The following is a 17,142-nucleotide window of genomic DNA, read 5'->3' on the forward strand; positions in this document are numbered from 1 at the left end:
CTGGGCCAGGAACCAATTGAAAGACCGCCTGTTGAGGCGGAGAGAGCCCATGCGGGGATGCGGGGAGCGCGGCCAATGCCCATCCTTAGGTACTTCATTTTTGTCGGTGGAGCCTTGCTCGCACTGCTGCTTGTGGCGGATTTCGTTTCCCCGGCGGCGCCCGTAGCGCAAGCCGTCGCGACCGCAGGCAACGACCAGCCTCTGATCCGAATCCGGTCCGATCGTCATCTGCCTGAGCGCGTCGTGCTCGATACCAGCCAGCCGACGATTGCCGCACCTGCGGTGAAGACTGCTGCCGTCGTTGCGCCTCAGCCGCCGGTGCAGGACGCAACGTCGGCGGCTCTCGCCGAGATGTCAGCCAAGGCGCGGGTGCGCGAGACGTTCGCCCAGTTCACACCGGGCCCGAAGGCCGATTCCAAGGCTCAGGCGGAGGTACCGGCTGCTTCTCCGACCCGGGTCCAGCCCAAGCGCAAGATAGTCAGGGCGCATCCGGCGCCGCAGTATTATGGTGGGCCGCAGTATGGCCGGCCGATGATGGTGGCACAGCAGCCGCATTTCGGCCTCTTCAATACGACTTGGTGACGGCGTCTTCGACCCGCCTCGATGGGAGGCGGGAAGGGCTTTTTATTGGCCGGCCTCTCTGCTAATTCGAACCGATCCGAACGCCGTCTGGTGTGCTGGTTCGTCGCCAGCGCCGGTCGGGCGAATCTCGGTGGCCCGTTGCCCGGGCCAGGGCGCTCGTAGCTCAGCTGGATAGAGCATCGGATTTCGATTCCGAGGGTCGGAGGTTCGAATCCTTCCGAGCGCGCCAATCCTCCGTTGTTCCAGCTATGTTCCGGAACGGCGCTGACGCCGGGGCGGGGTCGCGAGGGCCTGCGGTGTCAATCAGCCTGCCCGGACACCGCCTTGCCGGCCGCGTGCCAGCGTGTCGGACGGCGCCTCGTGGAAGGTCGCGCGGTAGGCTGCGGCAAATTCACCGAGGTGATGGAAGCCCTGGGCGCGTGCGCAGGTGGCAACGGTGACGCCGCCGCCTTTGAGGAGGCGGACGCGGGTCGCCCACAGCCTCTTCAGGCGAATGTACTGGTGCAGGCTCATGCCACGCACCTTGCTGACGGCGCCGCCGAGGGTCCGGATCGAGACGTCAAACTCGCGGGCGAGATCGGCCGTATAGATCGGAGCGGTCGGATAGGTCGCGACGTAATCGTCGATGCCCTGCACGAGCTTGATTGCGCGCTCGCTCTGGACCGAGGCGCTCCGATCCGACATCGAATCGATCCGAAATAAATCGTCGAGCGCGAGCAGCAGGCCTTCCTGGAGATGGGCCGCAACTTCGGTGGTTTCGAACAGGCGCGGCTGCACTGATGCGGTGCGCAGGATGTCGAGCAGGAGCTGCCGCGTGTGGAGCAGGGCGGGCCGGTTCGCGACGTGGGCCCGCAAATGGTTGGCGTGGTCGAACCAGCCCCGGTCTCCCAGCGCGGGGGAGAAGATGATCATGGCATGATGATTGGTCCGGGGCTCGACGAATTGGCACTCATCGTTGCCGCGGAGCGCAACGAAGAAGCGGGCGTCGAGATCCACTCCCTTGAAACTGGCCTGAAGATCGTCGGTCATCGACAGGATCACCATCCCGCCCGGCATCCGATAGGCGGTGTCGAGGATGCGCGCGAACGATCTCATCACGATGATGCGGCACGCCGGCAGGGAGACGACGGCGCGGGCCGCCGCGAAGTTCGGGATGTCGAGCGGAATGCTTCTCGCATCCTCCATCGTCTCGACCGGCCGAAACGCATCGACGTCGGAAAAGCCGATCAGTTGAAGCGCGGAGGACGGAGCGAGGTTGTCGAACAACATGGTTCTGGCCGGCCGCGGAAATGAGACAATCAAATAAACGTCGATGCATCGCCATCAATGGCGAAACATCGCGTTTCAGTAAACCGGATTCCGGGCCGTAGTATTGCGGACATCATGGCATGAAGTCCGCCGGATCATTGTCACCGTCAACGTTCTCGGCTCATCGGTTCGCCGGACGCGAGAGCAACGAAATACTCTCCGCATGCAGGCAGCCGAAGCACGCAAAGCTCCGTCCCTTCGCTATTGCAGACTGACGGTATCGGCTGATTTCAACTTTGATCTAGATCAGATCTGAAGGGCTCCACGCCAGTGGCGGCCGCGCAAGACACAGAGCTCGCAAAAGCGAAGGGGCCCGAGGGAGGGCCCCTTCAAACCTCACCAGCGGCGATAGCCGTAATGACCATAGTAGCGCGGACCATAGTAGCGCGGACCGTAATAGCGCGGCCCATAATACCGCGGGCCGTAATATGGCCGCGGCCCGTAGTACCCATAGTAGTTCGGGCGCCACCAGCACTGTCCCCAGGCGTTGCAGACCATGCGGACCTGCTCGACGTCGGAGACCTGCGGTGTCGCAGGTGCGGGCGCGATGGGCATGGCGGATGCCGCCGACGACGCCGCGAGGGCGCCGAACAGGGACGCGGCGACGAGGCCAGTCTTGAAATTCATGATGTCTTCCTCCGCTTACGCGACGCAGAATATCGAAGTTGTTCTGCTCAAATTGTGGCGGAACCGAAATGTAATGCTGATGAACAAACCTTCAGCGGACTGGCCGGCCCTGAATCCCAGCCCGCCAACTGGCCTCGGCCGCAGGACGATGCCGTGCCTTGAACCTTGCCTTGGACCTTGATCTTGCGCAATTCGCAAGTTTGCCTTGGCTCCTAGTGTTGCCGACGTGGCAGCGGCGTGGTGCCGGCTGCCGGGTAAGGTGATCTGGATGCGAGTCATTCCAAATCTGTCGATCTCGCCGGAGAAGGTCTTCTTCGTCATCTCGAAATCGCGCCGGTCCGACAGCGAAGCGGCGGGGGGTGGTGTCGTCCTGGACTTCGGCGACGACGACATGAGCTACGGCCGCGGCGGACGCGGCCAGACCACGGACCGTGCGGAGCTCGCGGGCTTCATTCGCGCTCTCAATATCGACGAGCAGATCGATCTTGTGGCGCTGACTTGGCTCGGCCGCGGCGACGGCGATCTCTCCGATTGGCGCGAACTGCGCGCTCAGGCCGCGCAGGCACACAACCAGCGCACTGCCTCCTACCTGATCGGCACGCCGATGCTCGCCGACTATCTGGAAGAGGCTATGACGCAGTTCGGCAAGCCCTTCGAGGAATTCGAAGAACAGCTCTGATGCCGGATGCGGCGTCTGCAAGCGTCAAGGAGAAGTAGTGATGGACAAGATCAGAATGGACAAGGGTGACTGGCTGGTCGTATGTGACGGGCGCAAGGCGCTCATTCTGGAGAACCTCGGCGACGGGATGTTTCCGAATCTCCACACCAGAGAAGTGCACGAGCAGCCCAGCCCCTCGACCGCCGCGCAAGGCAGCGATGCCCCAGGCCGAATGAACCCGGCGGTCGGCGGGTCGCGCAGCTCGGTCGAGCAGACCGATTGGCACGACGAGGCCGAGCGCGCCTTCTTGCGGGGATTGGCCGGCCGGCTCGACGCTGCCGTCAGCTCCGGCGAGACCAAGGCCCTGACCATGGTCGCCTCACCGCGCGCGCTCGGCATGATCCGCGCCGACTATTCGGACGTGGTGCGCAAGGCACTTCAGGGCGAGGTCTGCAAGGACCTCGTCAAGCTGCCGGTCTACGAGATCGAGAAGCAGTTGCTGCTGTCGGGCGCCGCCAAATAGGGACGCCCGCGGGAGGGACGCGCGGCGCCTCAGTAGCAGGGGTGCCGCCGGCCGTCCTGGCCGATATAGGCGGCCGCGCTGCGGTAGCAGTGGTTGGTCGACGGACCGTCATAATAGGCGAAGGTGCCGGGGGTGATGCCGGGGCCGTAATTGTGCAGATAGCTGATCGGGTAGGGCAGCGGGTTGGCGTAGGAGCGGTGGTATCGGTGATGTCCGCGCGCCTCCGCGAGGCCAGGGGCCAGGACCGCCGTCAGGGCCGCAACCGCGGCTACAAGCGTCAACTTGCTCATCTCGATTCTCCGGAATCCGCTCGAATGGGTCGGCCATTTATAGCAATTTCGAGTGGTCAGGCATCGCTCCAGAGGCCCGAAATCATGGCCGATCCCGCAGATTTCCGGGTAGGTGTGACCGAATTGCCGGACATGCGGTTGAAAGCTGCCCATTTTTGGCCTTTTCGGGATGCTTAACGAATTCCCCACACAAGTATGACCAAACAGTATTCGGTTGAGATCCTGTCGCCGGCCCCAGGGATCATTTGAGGGTCCTTCGAGGCTGGTCCATTCCTGAAGGCCATCGCCGTCACCTCGCCATGCGCATCACGCTTCTGAGCCTGCTGTTGCTTTCCGCGGTCTTCGCCACGCCGGCGCGCGCCGAGCTGCACATCACCCGCGACCATGGCGGCTATGTCGAGGAGTACAAGGCCAAGTACAAGCGCGTGCGCGAGAAGGGCGAGCGCGTTATCATCGACGGCATCTGCAATTCGGCCTGCACGCTCGTGCTCGGCATCGTGCCGATGAACAAGATCTGTGTGACGCCGCGCGCCAGCCTCGGCTTCCACCAGGCCTATTACGACAAGGCCTTCACCTTCGGTATCAAGGTCACCAGCACTGAAGGCACCTCCGATCTCATGTCCTACTACCCCGACAAGGTGAAGGACTGGATTCGCCGCAATGGCGGGCTCACGACCGACATGAAGAAGATCAAGAACGGGGTCGAGCTCTGGAAGATCATCGACCCCTGTCCGGAAGAATGGTGAGCGGCTGAGTTAGGCCGCTGTCGTCCGTCGCAGCGCAGCATCGTCCGGACGAAATTCGCATTGCCGCGTGGCCTCCTGTGGGGCAATGAGGGCGGCAATGAACCATAATCAAGAAACCCTGACCGCCCGCGCTGCGCCGATCCTGTTCGTGCTGCTCTGGAGCACCGGCTTCATCGGCACCAAATACGTCGTCAACAACGCCGATCCCTTGACCTATCTCGCCATCCGCATGGCGATCGTGGTTGGCCTGATGGCGATGATCGCAGGCATCGCGCGGCCGAAATGGCCTGATCGCGCCGGCATTGCACACAGCGCGGTCGCAGGCATCCTCGTCCACGGCTTCTATCTCGGCGGCACCGCGATCGCGATCGCGCATTCGATTCCGGCCGGCCTTTCCGCGCTGATTCCAGGTTTGCAGCCGATCCTGACCTCGACCATCGCCAACCGCTGGCTCGGCGAGAAGGTGACGCCGGTGCAATGGGCCGGCCTCGTCCTCGGCCTCGGCGGCGTCGTGCTGATCCTGCACAACCGCCCGATGACCGGCGAAGCCGGCCTCGGCTGGCTGGCCTCGGTGGTCTCGCTGATCAGCATCACGCTCGGCACCCTCTACCAGCGCCGCTACTGCAATCACATCGACTGGCGCGCCGGCAATCTCGTGCAATACGTATCCGTCACCATCTTCTTCGCGATCGGGGCCTTCCTGTTCGAGGACCGCGTGGTGCACTGGACGCGGGAATTCGTGCTCGCGCTCGCCTGGCTCGCCGTGGCGCTCTCGATCGGATCGATCGGGCTGTTGTACTGGCTGATCCGCCACGCCGCGGCAACCTCGGTCGCGAGCCTGTTCTACCTGGTGCCGGCGGTGACGGCCCTGATGGCCTATCTGCTGTTCGGCGAAAAGCTGGACGCAATTGCCATTGCCGGCATGGCGCTCTGCGCCGCAGCAGTCTTTGTGGTCAATCGGCGCTCATAACGGTTTCCAGCGCGCACAGCCCTGACGTGTATTGATCTTTTCGTGCTAGGGGTGATCAAGCAGTTCGGCTCACCGGAAAAGCGGAAGCGCTTCAACGCCGGGGACAGGCGCGGTCATCGCAGTGAATTCCGCGATCCCAAGGGCAAGCATCATCCGGGCCGGCGCGCAGCCAAGCGACGAGGGTAGGCGTCACTGGGGCTGTCTCCGGGCGCGCCCGCACCCGGAGACGTCTCTGACCGTTGCGATCAGCGCTTGGCCTTTTTCGTCTTCTTCGACTTGGTGGATTTCTTGGCGGCCTTCTTCGCAGACTTCTTCGCGGCTTTCTTAGAGGACTTCTTGGCGGCTTTCTTCGTCGTCTTCTTCGCAGCCTTCTTGGCTTTCTTCTTGGCAGTCTTCTTCGGAGCTACTTTCTTGGCGACCTTCTTGGCGGCTTTCTTCACCTGCTTGACGGCGGTGACTGCGGCGTCCTTGGTTGCTTCCGCGGCGGTGGTCATCGTCTCCATCGCCTGTTCGGTGATCGGCTTGTCGTCGTCCATATCGTCCCCCACGGTTTGTATGGAGCGATGACGATAGCGGGTTTCGGAATCGTGTCAAAGCAGCGCTCAACCTCTGCGGATCTTGCGTAGGCGGCGAGCGCGCGCTCGCGTCCCCTGGCATGATCGACGATCGGCTGCGGATAGGTCTCGCCGGTCGTGATGCCCGCGCTGGCAAGCTCGATCGTCGTTGCCTGCCAGGACCGGTGGATCAGCTTGGCCGGCACGTCCTTCAGCTCCGGCACCCAGCGCCGAAGGTGGCGGCTGGGCGAGGGCAGCCTCGTTAACCAACTGGAAAGCATGCCGCGTGCGGCGGTGGGAACCGTCGTTAATGCGACTGTAAGTCAATTGCACGAATATGCAGGAATTACGGGGGTCATTCCATCCATGTTCAATCTTCTAACGGCGAAGTTCCTGCCGCAGTTCAAGCTCGGCACCAAGGCGGTCCTGTGCGCTGTGTTGCTGATCGCCATGAACACGGCGCTGGTGGTCGGCGCCGGCTATTGGTCGCTGACGTCAGCCTTCAACGATCGCGCGCTCCGCGACATCGAGGTCAATCTGCGCACGCTGGCGCTGGCCTTTGCGGAGACCGTTCCCGAAGCCAAGATCACGGTGCGGGATGGCGCGGTGGTACGCGCCGAGATTCCCGGGATGCCCGACCTCAAGGATCACGCCATCGTCGATCGTGCGGTGTCCTATGTCGGCGGCAATGCGACCCTGTTCGTGTTCGACGCGGCGAGCGGGCAATTCGTGCGGCGCACGACCAACGTGAAGAAGGAAAATGGCGACCGCGCCGTCGGCACCCAGCTTGCCGCCGATCATCCGGGGCAGGCCCCGCTGCGCCGTGGCGAGCCCTATAAGGGGCCGGCGACGCTGTTCGGCAAGACGTTCATGACCGCCTATTTCCCGATTCTGGACGCGACCGGCAAGGTCGCCGGCATCCTCTATGTCGGCATCCCCATGGCCCAGTTCGAGAGCATGCTGACCCAGGCGATCGAGAGCATGGCCGCCGCCGCCGGGCTCGCCGCGCTTCTGGTGCTGGTCCTGACCCTGCTGGTCGTCCGCCGCGTCACCCGACCGCTCATCTCGGTCACGCACTCGCTCACCGCGCTTGCCAACGGCCAGAGCGACGTCGCGATCGAATGCGAGGACCGCGCCGACGAGATCGGCGAGATCGCCCGCACGGTTGCGGTGTTCAAGAGCAATTCGCAGGAGCGGGCGCGCCTGCGCAGCGAACAGGTGGCGGCAACGACGGCCGCGGCCGAGCAGCGTAAGGCGGAGCTGCGCAGCTTCGTCGAGGAGTTCCGCGGCAGCGTCGGCGGCATTCTCGACAAGGTGCTCGCATCGTCGGGCGAGTTCGAACGTTCCGCGCGACAACTCACCGACGCCGCGCGCTCCACGGCCGATCTGTCGGCGCAGTCGGCGGGAGCTTCCGAAAGCGCCTCCGAGCACGTGCGTTCGGCTGCGTCGGCCTCTGACGAGCTGTCTCAATCCATCTCCGAGATCACCCGCCGCGTGCAGGAATCCAACGAGATCTCCGCCGAGGCGGTGCGGCAGGCCGAGGCGACCGACCAGCGCATCGCGCAGCTCTCCGAAGCCGGCGCGCGCATCGGCGATGTCGTCAAGCTGATCACCTCGATCGCCGAGCAGACCAATCTGCTGGCGCTGAACGCCACCATCGAGGCTGCGCGCGCAGGCGATGCCGGGCGCGGCTTCGCGGTGGTGGCCCAGGAGGTCAAGACGCTCGCCGGCCAGACCGCGAAAGCGACCGACGAGATCTCGAACCAGATCGAGAGCATGCAGCTCGCGACCGAGGAATCGGTCGCCGCCATCAAGGCGATCAGCCAGACCATCGAGCGCATCAGCGGTATCGCGGGCTCGATCTCGGCTGCGGTCGAGCAGCAGAAAAGTGCGACCCACAACATCGTGGCCAGCGTTCGCGCGGCGGTATCAGGCACGGCCGATGTCGCCGTCAATGTCCGTCATGCAGCCAAGGGCGCCAGCGAGACCGGCGAGACCTCGAGCCGGATGTTTGCTTCCGCCCAGGCACTGTCGGGCGAGAGCCTGCATTTGAAGGCCGAGGTCGACAGCTTCCTCGACCGCGTGCGCGCGGCGTAATTCGACCTCGTCATTCCGGGGCGGCCCGCGGTGGACCGCCCTCGGAATCTCGTAGGTTATTTCGGCTGCGGCACGATGCGGATGTAGGGCTTCGGCTCCTTCCAGCCCTGCGGCCAGATCGTCTTGGCCTCGTCGTTGGAGACCGATCCCGCGATGATGACGTCCTCGCCCTGCTTCCAGTCGGAAGGCGTTGCGACGCGGTGCTTGGCGGTGAGCTGGAGCGAGTCGATGACGCGCAGGATCTCCTGGAAGTTCCGGCCCGTGGTCATCGGATAGACCAGCACAAGCTTGATCTTTTTGTCCGGCCCGATGATGAAGACGTTGCGGACGGTCTGGTTGTCGGCCGGCGTGCGGGTGAGGGGATCGCCCGATGTCGAGGCCGGCAGCATTTCGTAGAGCTTCGAGACGTTGAAGTCGGTGTCGCCGATCATCGGATAGTTCGGAGCCGCGCCCTGCGTCTCCTTGATGTCCTCTGACCATTTGGCATGGCGATCGACCGGATCGACCGAGAGGCCCAGCAGCTTGACGCCGCGCTTGTCGAACTCCGGCTTCAATTTGGCGAGAGCGCCGAGCTCGGTCGTACAAACTGGCGTGAAGTCCTTCGGGTGCGAGAACAGCAGTGCCCAGCTGTTGCCGATCCAGTCGTGGAACTTGATCTTCCCTTCGGTTGTCTCGGCTTCGAAGTCGGGTGCGGTGGTGCCGATCGGAAGTGTCATGGTTCTACCTCATCTCATTGAATTTACTTGAGAATTTATCTTTGGTCGTCGCGGCCATTATAGGGTCTCCGCGACCCCAAGTGAACGTCAAGTGAACCGCTTCAAGTAAAATGTGAATTCTTTCTTTGAGGAGCCGCTTTTCTAGCACCTTTCTGTTACAGCGGCGCCTGCGGCGAAACATCTCCATCGGCGCCGCATGGTCTCGATTGCCGCGATAATGCCTTTTATGACCCTCATCACGCTCGCCCGACGCTCTCCGGAACCGAAATGGTCCTCATGGCGACTAATCGGCAACCATTGAGAAAAGTCGCGATCCCCGTATCGAATCATTAACCACCCCTTTACGCCGGCATGAAAATGCTGGCCGATCAGAAGAAATCTGGAAGTGAACTATGTCTGCCGCAGCGCCTAAGCCTACCGAGTCGTCGTCCCTCGAACCGTCCTGCCGCGATACCGCGGTCCATGCGTTGAGCATCGTGCGCGACGGCGTGATCACGGGCGAAGGCCCCACGACCAAGGGAAGGGTGCATTTCTCCCGTTCGCTGGATGCCGATGACACCGCCTGGTGCATGCGCATCCTGACCGCCACCGCCGTCAACGACCAGCCGGTCAGCCGCACCGAGGCCGAGGTTATGTTCGAGATCAACGAGGCCGCGACCGAGCGCACCGATGGCGGCCGGTTCGACGACCTGCTTGCCAAGGCCGTTGCCCATTATGCCGCCAGCGCCTCGGGCCTAAAGGTGCCGCCGCGCAGCGTCGCGCTGTCGGCCGACACCGAGATCGAGAGCTGGGCGCCGTCCTATGCCTCCAAGGTCAACAGCGAGATGCTGGAGTGGATTGCCGGCCAGATGCGCGGCAAGCGCCAGAACAACCGTCGCCTGATGGCGATGGTGGCTACCTTCCTGGGCGCCACCGCGCTGCCCCTGGCGGGCCAATTGCCGAACGTGTTCGACATTGGGATGTAAGAGACTGGCCATGTGAGTTTGCGCGCCTCAATCGAGGGCGCGATGAAGCGGCGGGGTCATTTCCCCGCCGTTTTTTGTTTGCCGGCGTCAGGCTCGAGCCCCAGCGTGCGGCCTGGAAAGCCGGCGGCATCGAAATAGCGCTGGCTGCCGACGCGCTGGAAGTTCAGCACGGTGATCAGGCCACCCTCGGCGGGCTTCGACTTCACCGTGCCGGCATAGGCCTTCGGCACGATGCCATTGGGCATGGCCTCCGACATCACGCGGCCGATCAGGCCGCCGTTATGCGAGCCGCGCAGGCCCATGAGCCGGGCGGCCGTCATGCCGACGTCGGCATTGCTGACCGGAATCTCGTCGACATAGCCGGCTTTGAAGTCCGGCCCGATGGCGGCCATGAAGTTCATGGTGTCGCCGCGGCTGAAGCTGCCATGCATGCCCTGGCCCTGGCGCAGCACGGTATCGGCGACCTGGACCGAGCAGTTGGTCGGCGCCTCGCCGCAATCGCTGGCATAGGAGCGGAAGTTGACGACGATCGATGGCGTCGGCGTCGCCGACTTGCCGCGCAAATTGATGCTCGACAGCGGCAGCGTCCCGGGGAAGCGGCCGATCGAATCCTCGACGAACAGGCCGGAGACGTAGTCCTGCTCGAGCAGCGCCTTGATGGTCTTCGCGGCGAGCTTCTTGTCCTTGTTCGGCAGATAGATCAGGTCGGAGCCGCCATTGGTGGCAACGACGAGATCGGGCTTGGTGGGATCCTTGCCGAGCACGCCATTGCCCGCCTTGGGATGCTTGTTGCCCTCGATCTTCGCGTTCTTGTCGTTGGGGTCGAACAGGGGCAGATCGAGCGCCTTCGCAAGATCGAGCGCCAGGAAGCCCATCGGCAGGAAGTCCTTGGGCGTGTCGTCATAGCTGACCTTGGCCGAGGGGCTGGTCTTGCTCTCCTTGGAGATGGTCGAGAAGCCGTGGTCTGCGGAGACGATGATGTTGGTGGAGGCGGCGAGCCCGAGATCGTCGAGCGCCTTGCGGAGCTGGGCGAGGTTGGTGTCGGCGTTCCTGATCCCGGCCATCGAGGTCGGGCCGTTGATGCCGGGCTTGATCTGGTTGAGGCTGTCGCCGGTATTGTGCTGGCTGCCATCAGGGTCGCGCGACCAGAACACCAGCACGAAAGGCTTGTTGCGCGCCTTGAACATCGGCAGCACCACCTTGGTGGCGACGTCGGCGAAATAGGCCTGCTGCGCGACGTTGGCGACCGTGGTGCCCGGCGTCTTGGCGTCGCCCGCCTTGGAATTGTCACCGCGCGGCGGCGTGGCGAGGGGAAGGCCGGCCTTGGTCAAAGCGTCCTTCACATCGTCCGACAGCGCAACGCCGTTCTTGCCGCCGGTGGAATCGTCGAACACGACCGAGTGCAGGCCCGCCTTCCCGGGTTTGTCGGTGTGGTCGAACTGATAGGTCGGGCCGACCTTGCCGATCGCTGCGGTGCTCAGCCCCTTGTCGCGGGCCATCTTCAGAATGGTCTCTTCGTTGAGGTAGTCGCCCCTGAAATGCTCGTCGATGTCGCCGAGCACCGCGTCGTTCTCGATGAAGGGGACAACGGTGTCGCCGGCCGGCGCTGAGGTGTAGTTGGTCCAGATCGTGTTGGAGAATACGCCGGTGTCGCCGAGATAGTGGCCGGTCGACATCGCCGAACCGTTGGCCATGGTGAAGGTCGGGAACAGCGAGTGCGGATTCTTGAAGTTGACGCCCTTGTCGCGGACCTCGGCCATCGCCGGCGTCGTTTCCGGTGTGACCTTCAACGCGCGCAGACCGTCGGGAATGAACAGGATCAGGTTGCGGGGCGTGTTGTTCTGGGCCAAGGCAAGTCCGGTGGACAGGACCGTCAGCCCGGCGGACAGCAACAGCAGTGAAGGGCGCATGGAAGTCTCTCCTGCGGTGAGGCAAATGGCCGCGATCGCGGCCCCGGCAATCGTTTAGTTTTGCTGCATGACAGTCTTGTTACAAGCCCCCGTTGTCGATGCAAGAGGGCTGGGAGGGGAGCGTTACTCTCGTGTCCCGGACGCGCTGCAACGCCCTTAGCGTTGCTGCGCAGAGCCGGGACCCAGGAAGCCGCCCAACTCGCTGCAACATGGGCCCCGGCTCTGCAGCGCATCGCACCGGACGATGCTCCGCATCGCCGGGGGCGCTGCGCAGCGTCCGGGGCACGAGACCCTCGTTCAACGATAGACATAGTTCGTCATCCTCGCGGCTCATCTCGCCCGAGCTTTGCTTCCGTCATCTCACCCCCAAATGAAAGAGGGCGCAGGGAACGCCGGGAGCCGGCTGGCACCCGCGGTCCACTGTGCGAAAGGCAGTAGCGAAATCTGCACAGCGGCATACAGGTGGAGCCAGGACATCCCGGCCTTCCCTGCGCAGTGGTTTTACGGCTTATGTCGCGCTCTCCCCGGGGAGCGATGCACTATTGCCCCCGTCGCCGTGCAGATGGCTGATGCGCCTGCCCGGTCGGGCCGCCACACCACCGCAAGACTTGGCGCACAGACCCCGGGCGCCAGGACCACACGATTTCGCCGTACGCCGATCACACCGGTCGTATGCGCGACGGCCCTTGCTCACAGTTGCCTGCCCTGCAAAACCGTTCGCGCCGATGTCACCTGCGTCCACCGCCGCCCGGCCCGCGTTCGTGACGATCGCGATACGCCCCTTTTCCTTGGGCCGGGTCGCGGCGACATATACGTGATTTCCGAATTTCGGTAAAGTGGAATATTTTCGACCGCGCGCGTTGACCCACAACTCGCGTGTTTTGCCCGTCGGGCAACGCAAGGGATTGTGGCCCGAACATTCAATCCGGCGCGGTCTGCGCCCGTGGAGTTTGTGCAAGGGCCTGCGCCGGCTTTGTTGGCGCCGGAAAACGTTCGGCCTTGGCGAGGTCGCCGTGCAGCGACGAGGGCGTCGCGTGCAGCGCAAACGCGATCGCGATCTGCGTTCTGTTCTGAAGCCGGTACTTGCGCATGATGTTGCCGATGTGCGCCCGCACCGTGTTCTCCGAGATCTTGAGCTCGTAGGCGATGTTCTTGTTCTGCATTCCCCTCGCGATCAGCATCATCAGCTCCCGCTCGCGCGGTGTCGCTGCGATCAAATCTTTTGGATCCGAGCTCATGGCTAATGCCTCCCTGGCCTTTGCTTGATGCGAACATCCCAGCATGTTCTCACTCCGTCTTGAGCGCCTCGATCGGGCTCAGCTTGGACGCCTTGTGAGCGGGATAAAAACCAAAGATGAGGCCGGTCGCGATCGAGAAGACGAGAGAGAGGCCGATCGCCTGGCCGTCGATCGAGGTGATCCACCCGGCCATGCGGGCGACCGTCATCGAGAGCGTGACGCCGCCGGCGACGCCGATGGCGCCGCCGAGCAGGCAGAGGACGAGCGCTTCGCAGAGAAACTGGAGACGGATGTCCCGCATCCGCCCGCCGAGCGCGCGGCGGATGCCGATCTCCCGCGTGCGCTCGGTGACCGACACGATCATGACGTTCATGATGCTGATGCCGCCGACGAGCAGCGAGACCGAGGCGATGGCGACGAGCAGCAACGCCACGGTGCGGATCGCGCCCTGCTGCGCTTCCATGGCGGCTGCCGGGTCCTGGACCTTGAAGTCGTCCTCCTGGCCGGCGGGGATGCGGTGGCGCTGCCGCAGCAGGTTCTCGATCTCCGCCCGCGCTCCCGCCATCTGGCCGTCCGCGGCCACCTTGGCGATGATGTAGGCGACCGAGTCGCGGTTGATGTTGCTCGCGCTGCCGAGGAAGCGCAGCTTGGCCGTGGTGAGCGGCACGAACGCGACATCGTCCTGCGCCGGGCCCTTGCGATCGAGCACGCCGACCACCTCGAGCGGCACCTTCATAATCCTGATCTGCGCGCCGATCGGGTCGTCGCCGGACGCGAACAGCTCGCGCGCGACGGTGCTTCCGAGGATCACGACCTTGCCGGCGCCGGACTCCTCGGTGGCGGAGAAAGAGCGCCCGGCCGCAAGCTGCCAGTCGCGCACCAAGAAGTGTCCCGATGTCGTGCCGTTGATCGTCGTATTCCAATTCTTGCCTTCGTGGATGACTTGCGCCGTCCCGGCGATGGAGCCGGCCGCGGCCTGGATTTCCGGAATCTGCTCGAGAATGGCCTGCACGTCGCTCTCGGTCATCGTCAGCTTGCTGCCGTCCTTGAGGCGCACGCCGCCCTGGTAGACTGCGCCCGGTGTGATCATCAGCACATTGGCGCCGATCGAGCGGATCTGTTCCTGCAGGCGAAGCTGTGCGCCGGAGCCGATCGCGAACACGGTGACGATGGAGGCGACGCCGATCACGATGCCGAGCATGGTGAGGAAGCTGCGCAGCGGGTTGAGGCGCAGGGCGTGCAGGGCGATCTGAAACCCCTGGAGCATCGTCATGACGTAGCACTCCGTCTCGGCAGCAGCTGCGTCACCGTCTCGTCGCTGACGAGCTCGCCGTCATGCAGGTGGATCGTGCGCCGGCATTGCGTCGCGATGCCGGGATCATGCGTGATCATCACGACGGTCTGGCCGGTCCGGTTGAGGGCTGCGAACAACGCCAGGATCTCGGCGCCGGTGCGGCTGTCGAGCGCGCCGGTCGGCTCGTCGGCGAGCACGATCAGCGGGGAGGCGATCAGTGCGCGCGCGATGGCAACGCGCTGCTGCTCGCCGCCGGAGAGCTGCCGCGGGAAGTGACGGGCCCGGTGCAGCATGCCGACGGCCTGAAGGCTCGCTTCCGCGCGCGCCAGACGTTCCTTGCGACTGATGCCGCAATAGACCAGCGGCAATGCGACGTTCTCGATCGCGTCGTGGCGCGCAAGCAGGTTGTAGGACTGGAACACGAAGCCGATGCTGCGGGCGCGCAAAGCCGACCGGCGATCTTCCGAGAGATCGGCGACGTCGGCCCCCTGGAGGTAGACCGCGCCCTCGCTCGGCAGGTCGAGCAGCCCGATCATGTTCATCAGCGTCGACTTGCCGGAGCCGGACGGCCCCATCACGGCGACGATCTCGCCTTGCGCGATGTCGAAGCTGACATTGCGCACCGCGGCCACCGCGACTCCCTCGGTGCGATAGGTCCTGCTCACCGACTGGAGGCTGATGAGGGGCGAGGCGGTCATGACCCGAACCTGATTCCGAGAATTTCGATGCCGGACGGACGGATGGCCTGGCCGACGGCGACTTCGCTGCCCTCGACGAGGTCTCCGCTCCGGAGCGCAACCTGCTCGGTGCCGGCGGCGCCGACCGTCACGGCGACGCGCTGGAGCGCGCCGCTTGCGGTGCGCACCCACACGCCGCTGCGTGCCGTAGTATCCGGCCGCGTACCGGCCGGCTGGAAACGCAGCGCGGCGAGCGGCACTTTCAGTACGTCGTCCTGGCGCTCGATGACGACCCTCACCAGGGCGGTCATGCCCGGCAGCAGCGCGCCGTCGAGATTGGAGGTCGCTAGCACCACGGTGTAGGTGACGACGTGCTGCTGGGTCTGCGGCGCCTTGCGCACCTGGCGCACGACCGCCTCGAAGCGGCGGTCCGGATAGGCATCGACGGTGAAATGCGCGCGCTGCCCGGGAGCGATGCGACCGATGTCGGCTTCATCGACCTGCGCATGAATCTCCATGTCTTCGAGGCGGTGGGCGACCACGAAGGTGGTGCGCGATTCCAGCCCGACCGCGAGCGTCTGGCCCTCGTTGACGAACCTGCCGACGACGACCCCGTCGATCGGCGAGCGGATCACGGTGCGGTCGAGATCGGCCTGGGCCGCGGCGAGAACGGCCGCCTTTTCGGGCACTGCCATGCGTGCCTGTTGCAGCTCCGCCTCGATCCGGCGGACGTCGGCCTGAGCGCCGTCGACCGAGTAGGAGTTGAGCGACATCATGACCTCGGCTTCGCGTTCCTGGGCGAGGCGGGCGGTGAACTCGGTCTGCGCGTCGTCGACCGCCGTCGTCGCCACCACGTTCTGCGACTGCAGCGCCAGCTTCCGCTGTAGCGTCTTCTGCGCCGAGGACTTCACCGCCTGCGCGCTTTCGAGCTTGGCGACGAGCACGTCGCGGCTGCCCCGCGCGTTTTGCAGATCGATCCTGGCGCGATCGAGCTTGGCCCTGGCGATGTCGACCAGGGCATTGGCGACGGCGAGCGAGGCCCTGGCTTCGTCGACCTTGGCCGCGAAGCTGCGCGGATCGATCAGGGCGAGCGGCTGATCCTTGGCGACGGTGTCGTTGAAGTCGACATAGACCCGGGCGAGCTGCCCGGACAATTGGGATCCCACCTCGATCGTCTTGACCGGCTGCAGGGCGCCGGTGACGGTGACGGTCTGCTCGATGCTGCCGCGCTGGATCGCGGCATATCGGAACACCGGCGCGTCCGACCCGAAGGTCGATGGCTCGCGGCCGCCGGGCACGAGCAGCCGCCTGGTCTGGTCATAGGCGTGAGCCGCCGTGTCTGCCGCGCTTCCGGCGGCGCCGGCGATGACGGCAGGCCCTGCGGCGTAGATCGCAGCGAGGCCGCATGCAGTTCCGAACAAGGCAATTGCTGGTACAAATCGCATATCAAAACCCGCCTGGTTGAAATGGCTTCGCTGGCGGCAGGAAAAAATGGCAAGCTCGCTATGGTTGTAAATTATCTAAGGTAGTATCGATCATCAGTATGTCGTTCTCGCCGGGGCGACGGTCGGGAGTGCAGCATCATCCAGAAGTAAAGTCCGCGGGTGCGACGTTTCGTGATTTGCCGAAAATGCATACCCGTCGTATCGATACGACGCGCGCGGTATCGAACTCGATAGCTGACTGACCGTCTGGTATGATCCGGCTGAAGCTGCCGGTGGCCGGCGTTCAAGCCGGCACATGGGTAGCAATGCCATGACGCAGTTGGCGACGCTGCGGCCGCGATACCGGATCGTCACATTCGCGATAGCGCCCCTCGCAGTGATGCCGCCTGTGACCAGGCGGGAATCCCTCCAATCACGAAGTCCGATATGTGAACGCCTTCACTCGTCTCCAGCGCGTGTTGGCCCTATGACATCGAACCGGCGGACCGATGCGCCTCGTTCGATCTTCGCGATTCACCCAAGCACCTTGATCTTGCTTGCAA

17 protein-coding genes, 1 tRNA gene and 1 pseudogene are annotated in these 17,142 nt (G+C 64.2%); 8 read left to right on the forward strand and 11 right to left on the reverse strand.

The features are described from left to right. Positions 1–75 precede the first annotated feature (75 nt). Positions 76–582 carry a hypothetical protein gene (locus JQ566_RS24920; protein ID WP_212376989.1) on the forward strand — a complete coding sequence of 169 codons (507 nt, stop codon included), beginning with the start codon at positions 76–78 and terminating at the stop codon, positions 580–582. 152 nt (positions 583–734) lie between these two features. Further along, positions 735–811: transfer RNA gene (locus JQ566_RS24925), tRNA-Arg, on the forward strand. A gap of 74 nt (positions 812–885) precedes the next feature. Here JQ566_RS24925 and JQ566_RS24930 read toward each other — a convergent pair. Beyond that, positions 886–1,851 (reverse strand): AraC family transcriptional regulator, encoded by a 966-nt coding sequence (locus JQ566_RS24930; protein ID WP_212376992.1) that lies wholly within the window; start codon positions 1,849–1,851, stop codon positions 886–888. A gap of 375 nt (positions 1,852–2,226) precedes the next feature. Further along, positions 2,227–2,517: a hypothetical protein gene (locus tag JQ566_RS24935; RefSeq protein ID WP_212376995.1), complete on the reverse strand. Its 291-nt coding sequence runs from the start codon at positions 2,515–2,517 to the stop codon at positions 2,227–2,229. Between the two features lie 268 nt (positions 2,518–2,785). Here JQ566_RS24935 and JQ566_RS24940 point away from each other — a divergent pair, with 268 nt between their 5' ends. Both JQ566_RS24940 and JQ566_RS24945 read left to right on the forward strand, forming a co-directional pair. Then, positions 2,786–3,196 carry a DUF3775 domain-containing protein gene (locus JQ566_RS24940; protein WP_212376997.1) on the forward strand — a complete coding sequence of 137 codons (411 nt, stop codon included), beginning with the start codon at positions 2,786–2,788 and terminating at the stop codon, positions 3,194–3,196. 40 nt (positions 3,197–3,236) lie between these two features. Next, a complete protein-coding gene (locus JQ566_RS24945; protein WP_212377000.1) occupies positions 3,237–3,698 on the forward strand; it encodes a host attachment protein in 462 nt (153 codons plus the stop codon). Between the two features lie 29 nt (positions 3,699–3,727). Here the strand turns inward: JQ566_RS24945 and JQ566_RS24950 are convergent, their stop codons facing one another. Further along, positions 3,728–3,988 (reverse strand): hypothetical protein, encoded by a 261-nt coding sequence (locus tag JQ566_RS24950; RefSeq protein WP_212377003.1) that lies wholly within the window; start codon positions 3,986–3,988, stop codon positions 3,728–3,730. Positions 3,989–4,287: 299 nt separating this feature from the next. On the opposite strand from JQ566_RS24950, the gene JQ566_RS24955 reads away from it, so the two are divergent. Then, a complete protein-coding gene (locus tag JQ566_RS24955) occupies positions 4,288–4,734 on the forward strand; it encodes a hypothetical protein (RefSeq protein ID WP_212377006.1) in 447 nt (148 codons plus the stop codon). 97 nt (positions 4,735–4,831) lie between these two features. Next, a complete protein-coding gene (locus JQ566_RS24960) occupies positions 4,832–5,704 on the forward strand; it encodes a DMT family transporter (protein WP_212377009.1) in 873 nt (290 codons plus the stop codon). A 245-nt stretch (positions 5,705–5,949) separates the two neighbouring features. Here the strand turns inward: JQ566_RS24960 and JQ566_RS24965 are convergent, their stop codons facing one another. Together JQ566_RS24965 and JQ566_RS34695 are read right to left on the reverse strand one after the other, a co-directional pair. Continuing rightward, positions 5,950–6,240, reverse strand: a complete 291-nt coding sequence (locus JQ566_RS24965) for a histone (RefSeq protein ID WP_212377012.1) — start codon at positions 6,238–6,240, stop codon at positions 5,950–5,952. An 80-nt stretch (positions 6,241–6,320) separates the two neighbouring features. Beyond that, positions 6,321–6,497 (reverse strand): annotated as a pseudogene (locus tag JQ566_RS34695) (FAD-binding domain-containing protein); the annotation flags it as partial. A 127-nt stretch (positions 6,498–6,624) separates the two neighbouring features. Here JQ566_RS34695 and JQ566_RS24975 point away from each other — a divergent pair. Then, positions 6,625–8,355, forward strand: coding sequence for a methyl-accepting chemotaxis protein (locus JQ566_RS24975; RefSeq protein WP_212377015.1), 1,731 nt, complete (start codon positions 6,625–6,627; stop codon positions 8,353–8,355). Positions 8,356–8,411: 56 nt separating this feature from the next. On the opposite strand, the gene JQ566_RS24980 is transcribed toward JQ566_RS24975, so the two are convergent. Then, positions 8,412–9,071 carry a peroxiredoxin gene (locus JQ566_RS24980; protein WP_212377018.1) on the reverse strand — a complete coding sequence of 220 codons (660 nt, stop codon included), beginning with the start codon at positions 9,069–9,071 and terminating at the stop codon, positions 8,412–8,414. 392 nt (positions 9,072–9,463) lie between these two features. Between JQ566_RS24980 and JQ566_RS24985 the strand changes: the two genes are divergently transcribed. Continuing rightward, on the forward strand, positions 9,464–10,036 hold the full coding sequence (locus JQ566_RS24985; protein WP_212377021.1) for a hypothetical protein: 573 nt from the start codon (positions 9,464–9,466) through the stop codon (positions 10,034–10,036). 56 nt (positions 10,037–10,092) lie between these two features. On the opposite strand, the gene JQ566_RS24990 is transcribed toward JQ566_RS24985, so the two are convergent. The 5 genes from JQ566_RS24990 to JQ566_RS25010 form a co-directional block, all read right to left on the reverse strand. Then, positions 10,093–11,946, reverse strand: coding sequence for an alkaline phosphatase family protein (locus tag JQ566_RS24990; protein ID WP_212377025.1), 1,854 nt, complete (start codon positions 11,944–11,946; stop codon positions 10,093–10,095). Positions 11,947–12,866: 920 nt separating this feature from the next. Continuing rightward, positions 12,867–13,184, reverse strand: coding sequence for a response regulator transcription factor (locus JQ566_RS24995; RefSeq protein ID WP_212377027.1), 318 nt, complete (start codon positions 13,182–13,184; stop codon positions 12,867–12,869). A gap of 49 nt (positions 13,185–13,233) precedes the next feature. Beyond that, positions 13,234–14,457 carry an ABC transporter permease gene (locus JQ566_RS25000; RefSeq protein ID WP_212377030.1) on the reverse strand — a complete coding sequence of 408 codons (1,224 nt, stop codon included), beginning with the start codon at positions 14,455–14,457 and terminating at the stop codon, positions 13,234–13,236. Continuing rightward, on the reverse strand, positions 14,454–15,176 hold the full coding sequence (locus tag JQ566_RS25005; protein ID WP_212377033.1) for an ABC transporter ATP-binding protein: 723 nt from the start codon (positions 15,174–15,176) through the stop codon (positions 14,454–14,456). The genes JQ566_RS25000 and JQ566_RS25005 overlap by 4 nt, the downstream gene beginning before the upstream one ends. Next, the gene (locus JQ566_RS25010) at positions 15,173–16,600 is read right to left on the reverse strand and encodes an efflux RND transporter periplasmic adaptor subunit (RefSeq protein ID WP_212377037.1); all 1,428 of its coding nucleotides are present in this window, start codon (positions 16,598–16,600) and stop codon (positions 15,173–15,175) included. The genes JQ566_RS25005 and JQ566_RS25010 overlap by 4 nt, the downstream gene beginning before the upstream one ends. Between the last annotated feature and the right edge of the window lie 542 nt (positions 16,601–17,142).

This window comes from Bradyrhizobium sp. SZCCT0231 (assembly GCF_018130245.1).
GTDB classification, from domain to species: domain Bacteria; phylum Pseudomonadota; class Alphaproteobacteria; order Rhizobiales; family Xanthobacteraceae; genus Bradyrhizobium; species Bradyrhizobium japonicum_F.

Bases quoted from the DNA above. Each gene is read 5' to 3' on its own strand.
- JQ566_RS24920 (WP_212376989.1), top strand. From the start codon at position 76: ATGCCCATCCTTAGGTACTTCATTTTTGTCGGTGGAGCCTTGCTCGCA.
- JQ566_RS24930 (WP_212376992.1), bottom strand. From the start codon at position 1,851: ATGTTGTTCGACAACCTCGCTCCGTCCTCCGCGCTTCAACTGATCGGC.
- JQ566_RS24935 (WP_212376995.1), bottom strand. From the start codon at position 2,517: ATGAATTTCAAGACTGGCCTCGTCGCCGCGTCCCTGTTCGGCGCCCTC.
- JQ566_RS24940 (WP_212376997.1), top strand. From the start codon at position 2,786: ATGCGAGTCATTCCAAATCTGTCGATCTCGCCGGAGAAGGTCTTCTTC.
- JQ566_RS24945 (WP_212377000.1), top strand. From the start codon at position 3,237: ATGGACAAGATCAGAATGGACAAGGGTGACTGGCTGGTCGTATGTGAC.
- JQ566_RS24950 (WP_212377003.1), bottom strand. From the start codon at position 3,988: ATGAGCAAGTTGACGCTTGTAGCCGCGGTTGCGGCCCTGACGGCGGTC.
- JQ566_RS24955 (WP_212377006.1), top strand. From the start codon at position 4,288: ATGCGCATCACGCTTCTGAGCCTGCTGTTGCTTTCCGCGGTCTTCGCC.
- JQ566_RS24960 (WP_212377009.1), top strand. From the start codon at position 4,832: ATGAACCATAATCAAGAAACCCTGACCGCCCGCGCTGCGCCGATCCTG.
- JQ566_RS24965 (WP_212377012.1), bottom strand. From the start codon at position 6,240: ATGGACGACGACAAGCCGATCACCGAACAGGCGATGGAGACGATGACC.
- JQ566_RS24975 (WP_212377015.1), top strand. From the start codon at position 6,625: ATGTTCAATCTTCTAACGGCGAAGTTCCTGCCGCAGTTCAAGCTCGGC.
- JQ566_RS24980 (WP_212377018.1), bottom strand. From the start codon at position 9,071: ATGACACTTCCGATCGGCACCACCGCACCCGACTTCGAAGCCGAGACA.
- JQ566_RS24985 (WP_212377021.1), top strand. From the start codon at position 9,464: ATGTCTGCCGCAGCGCCTAAGCCTACCGAGTCGTCGTCCCTCGAACCG.
- JQ566_RS24990 (WP_212377025.1), bottom strand. From the start codon at position 11,946: ATGCGCCCTTCACTGCTGTTGCTGTCCGCCGGGCTGACGGTCCTGTCC.
- JQ566_RS24995 (WP_212377027.1), bottom strand. From the start codon at position 13,184: ATGAGCTCGGATCCAAAAGATTTGATCGCAGCGACACCGCGCGAGCGG.
- JQ566_RS25000 (WP_212377030.1), bottom strand. From the start codon at position 14,457: ATGACGATGCTCCAGGGGTTTCAGATCGCCCTGCACGCCCTGCGCCTC.
- JQ566_RS25005 (WP_212377033.1), bottom strand. From the start codon at position 15,176: ATGACCGCCTCGCCCCTCATCAGCCTCCAGTCGGTGAGCAGGACCTAT.
- JQ566_RS25010 (WP_212377037.1), bottom strand. From the start codon at position 16,600: ATGCGATTTGTACCAGCAATTGCCTTGTTCGGAACTGCATGCGGCCTC.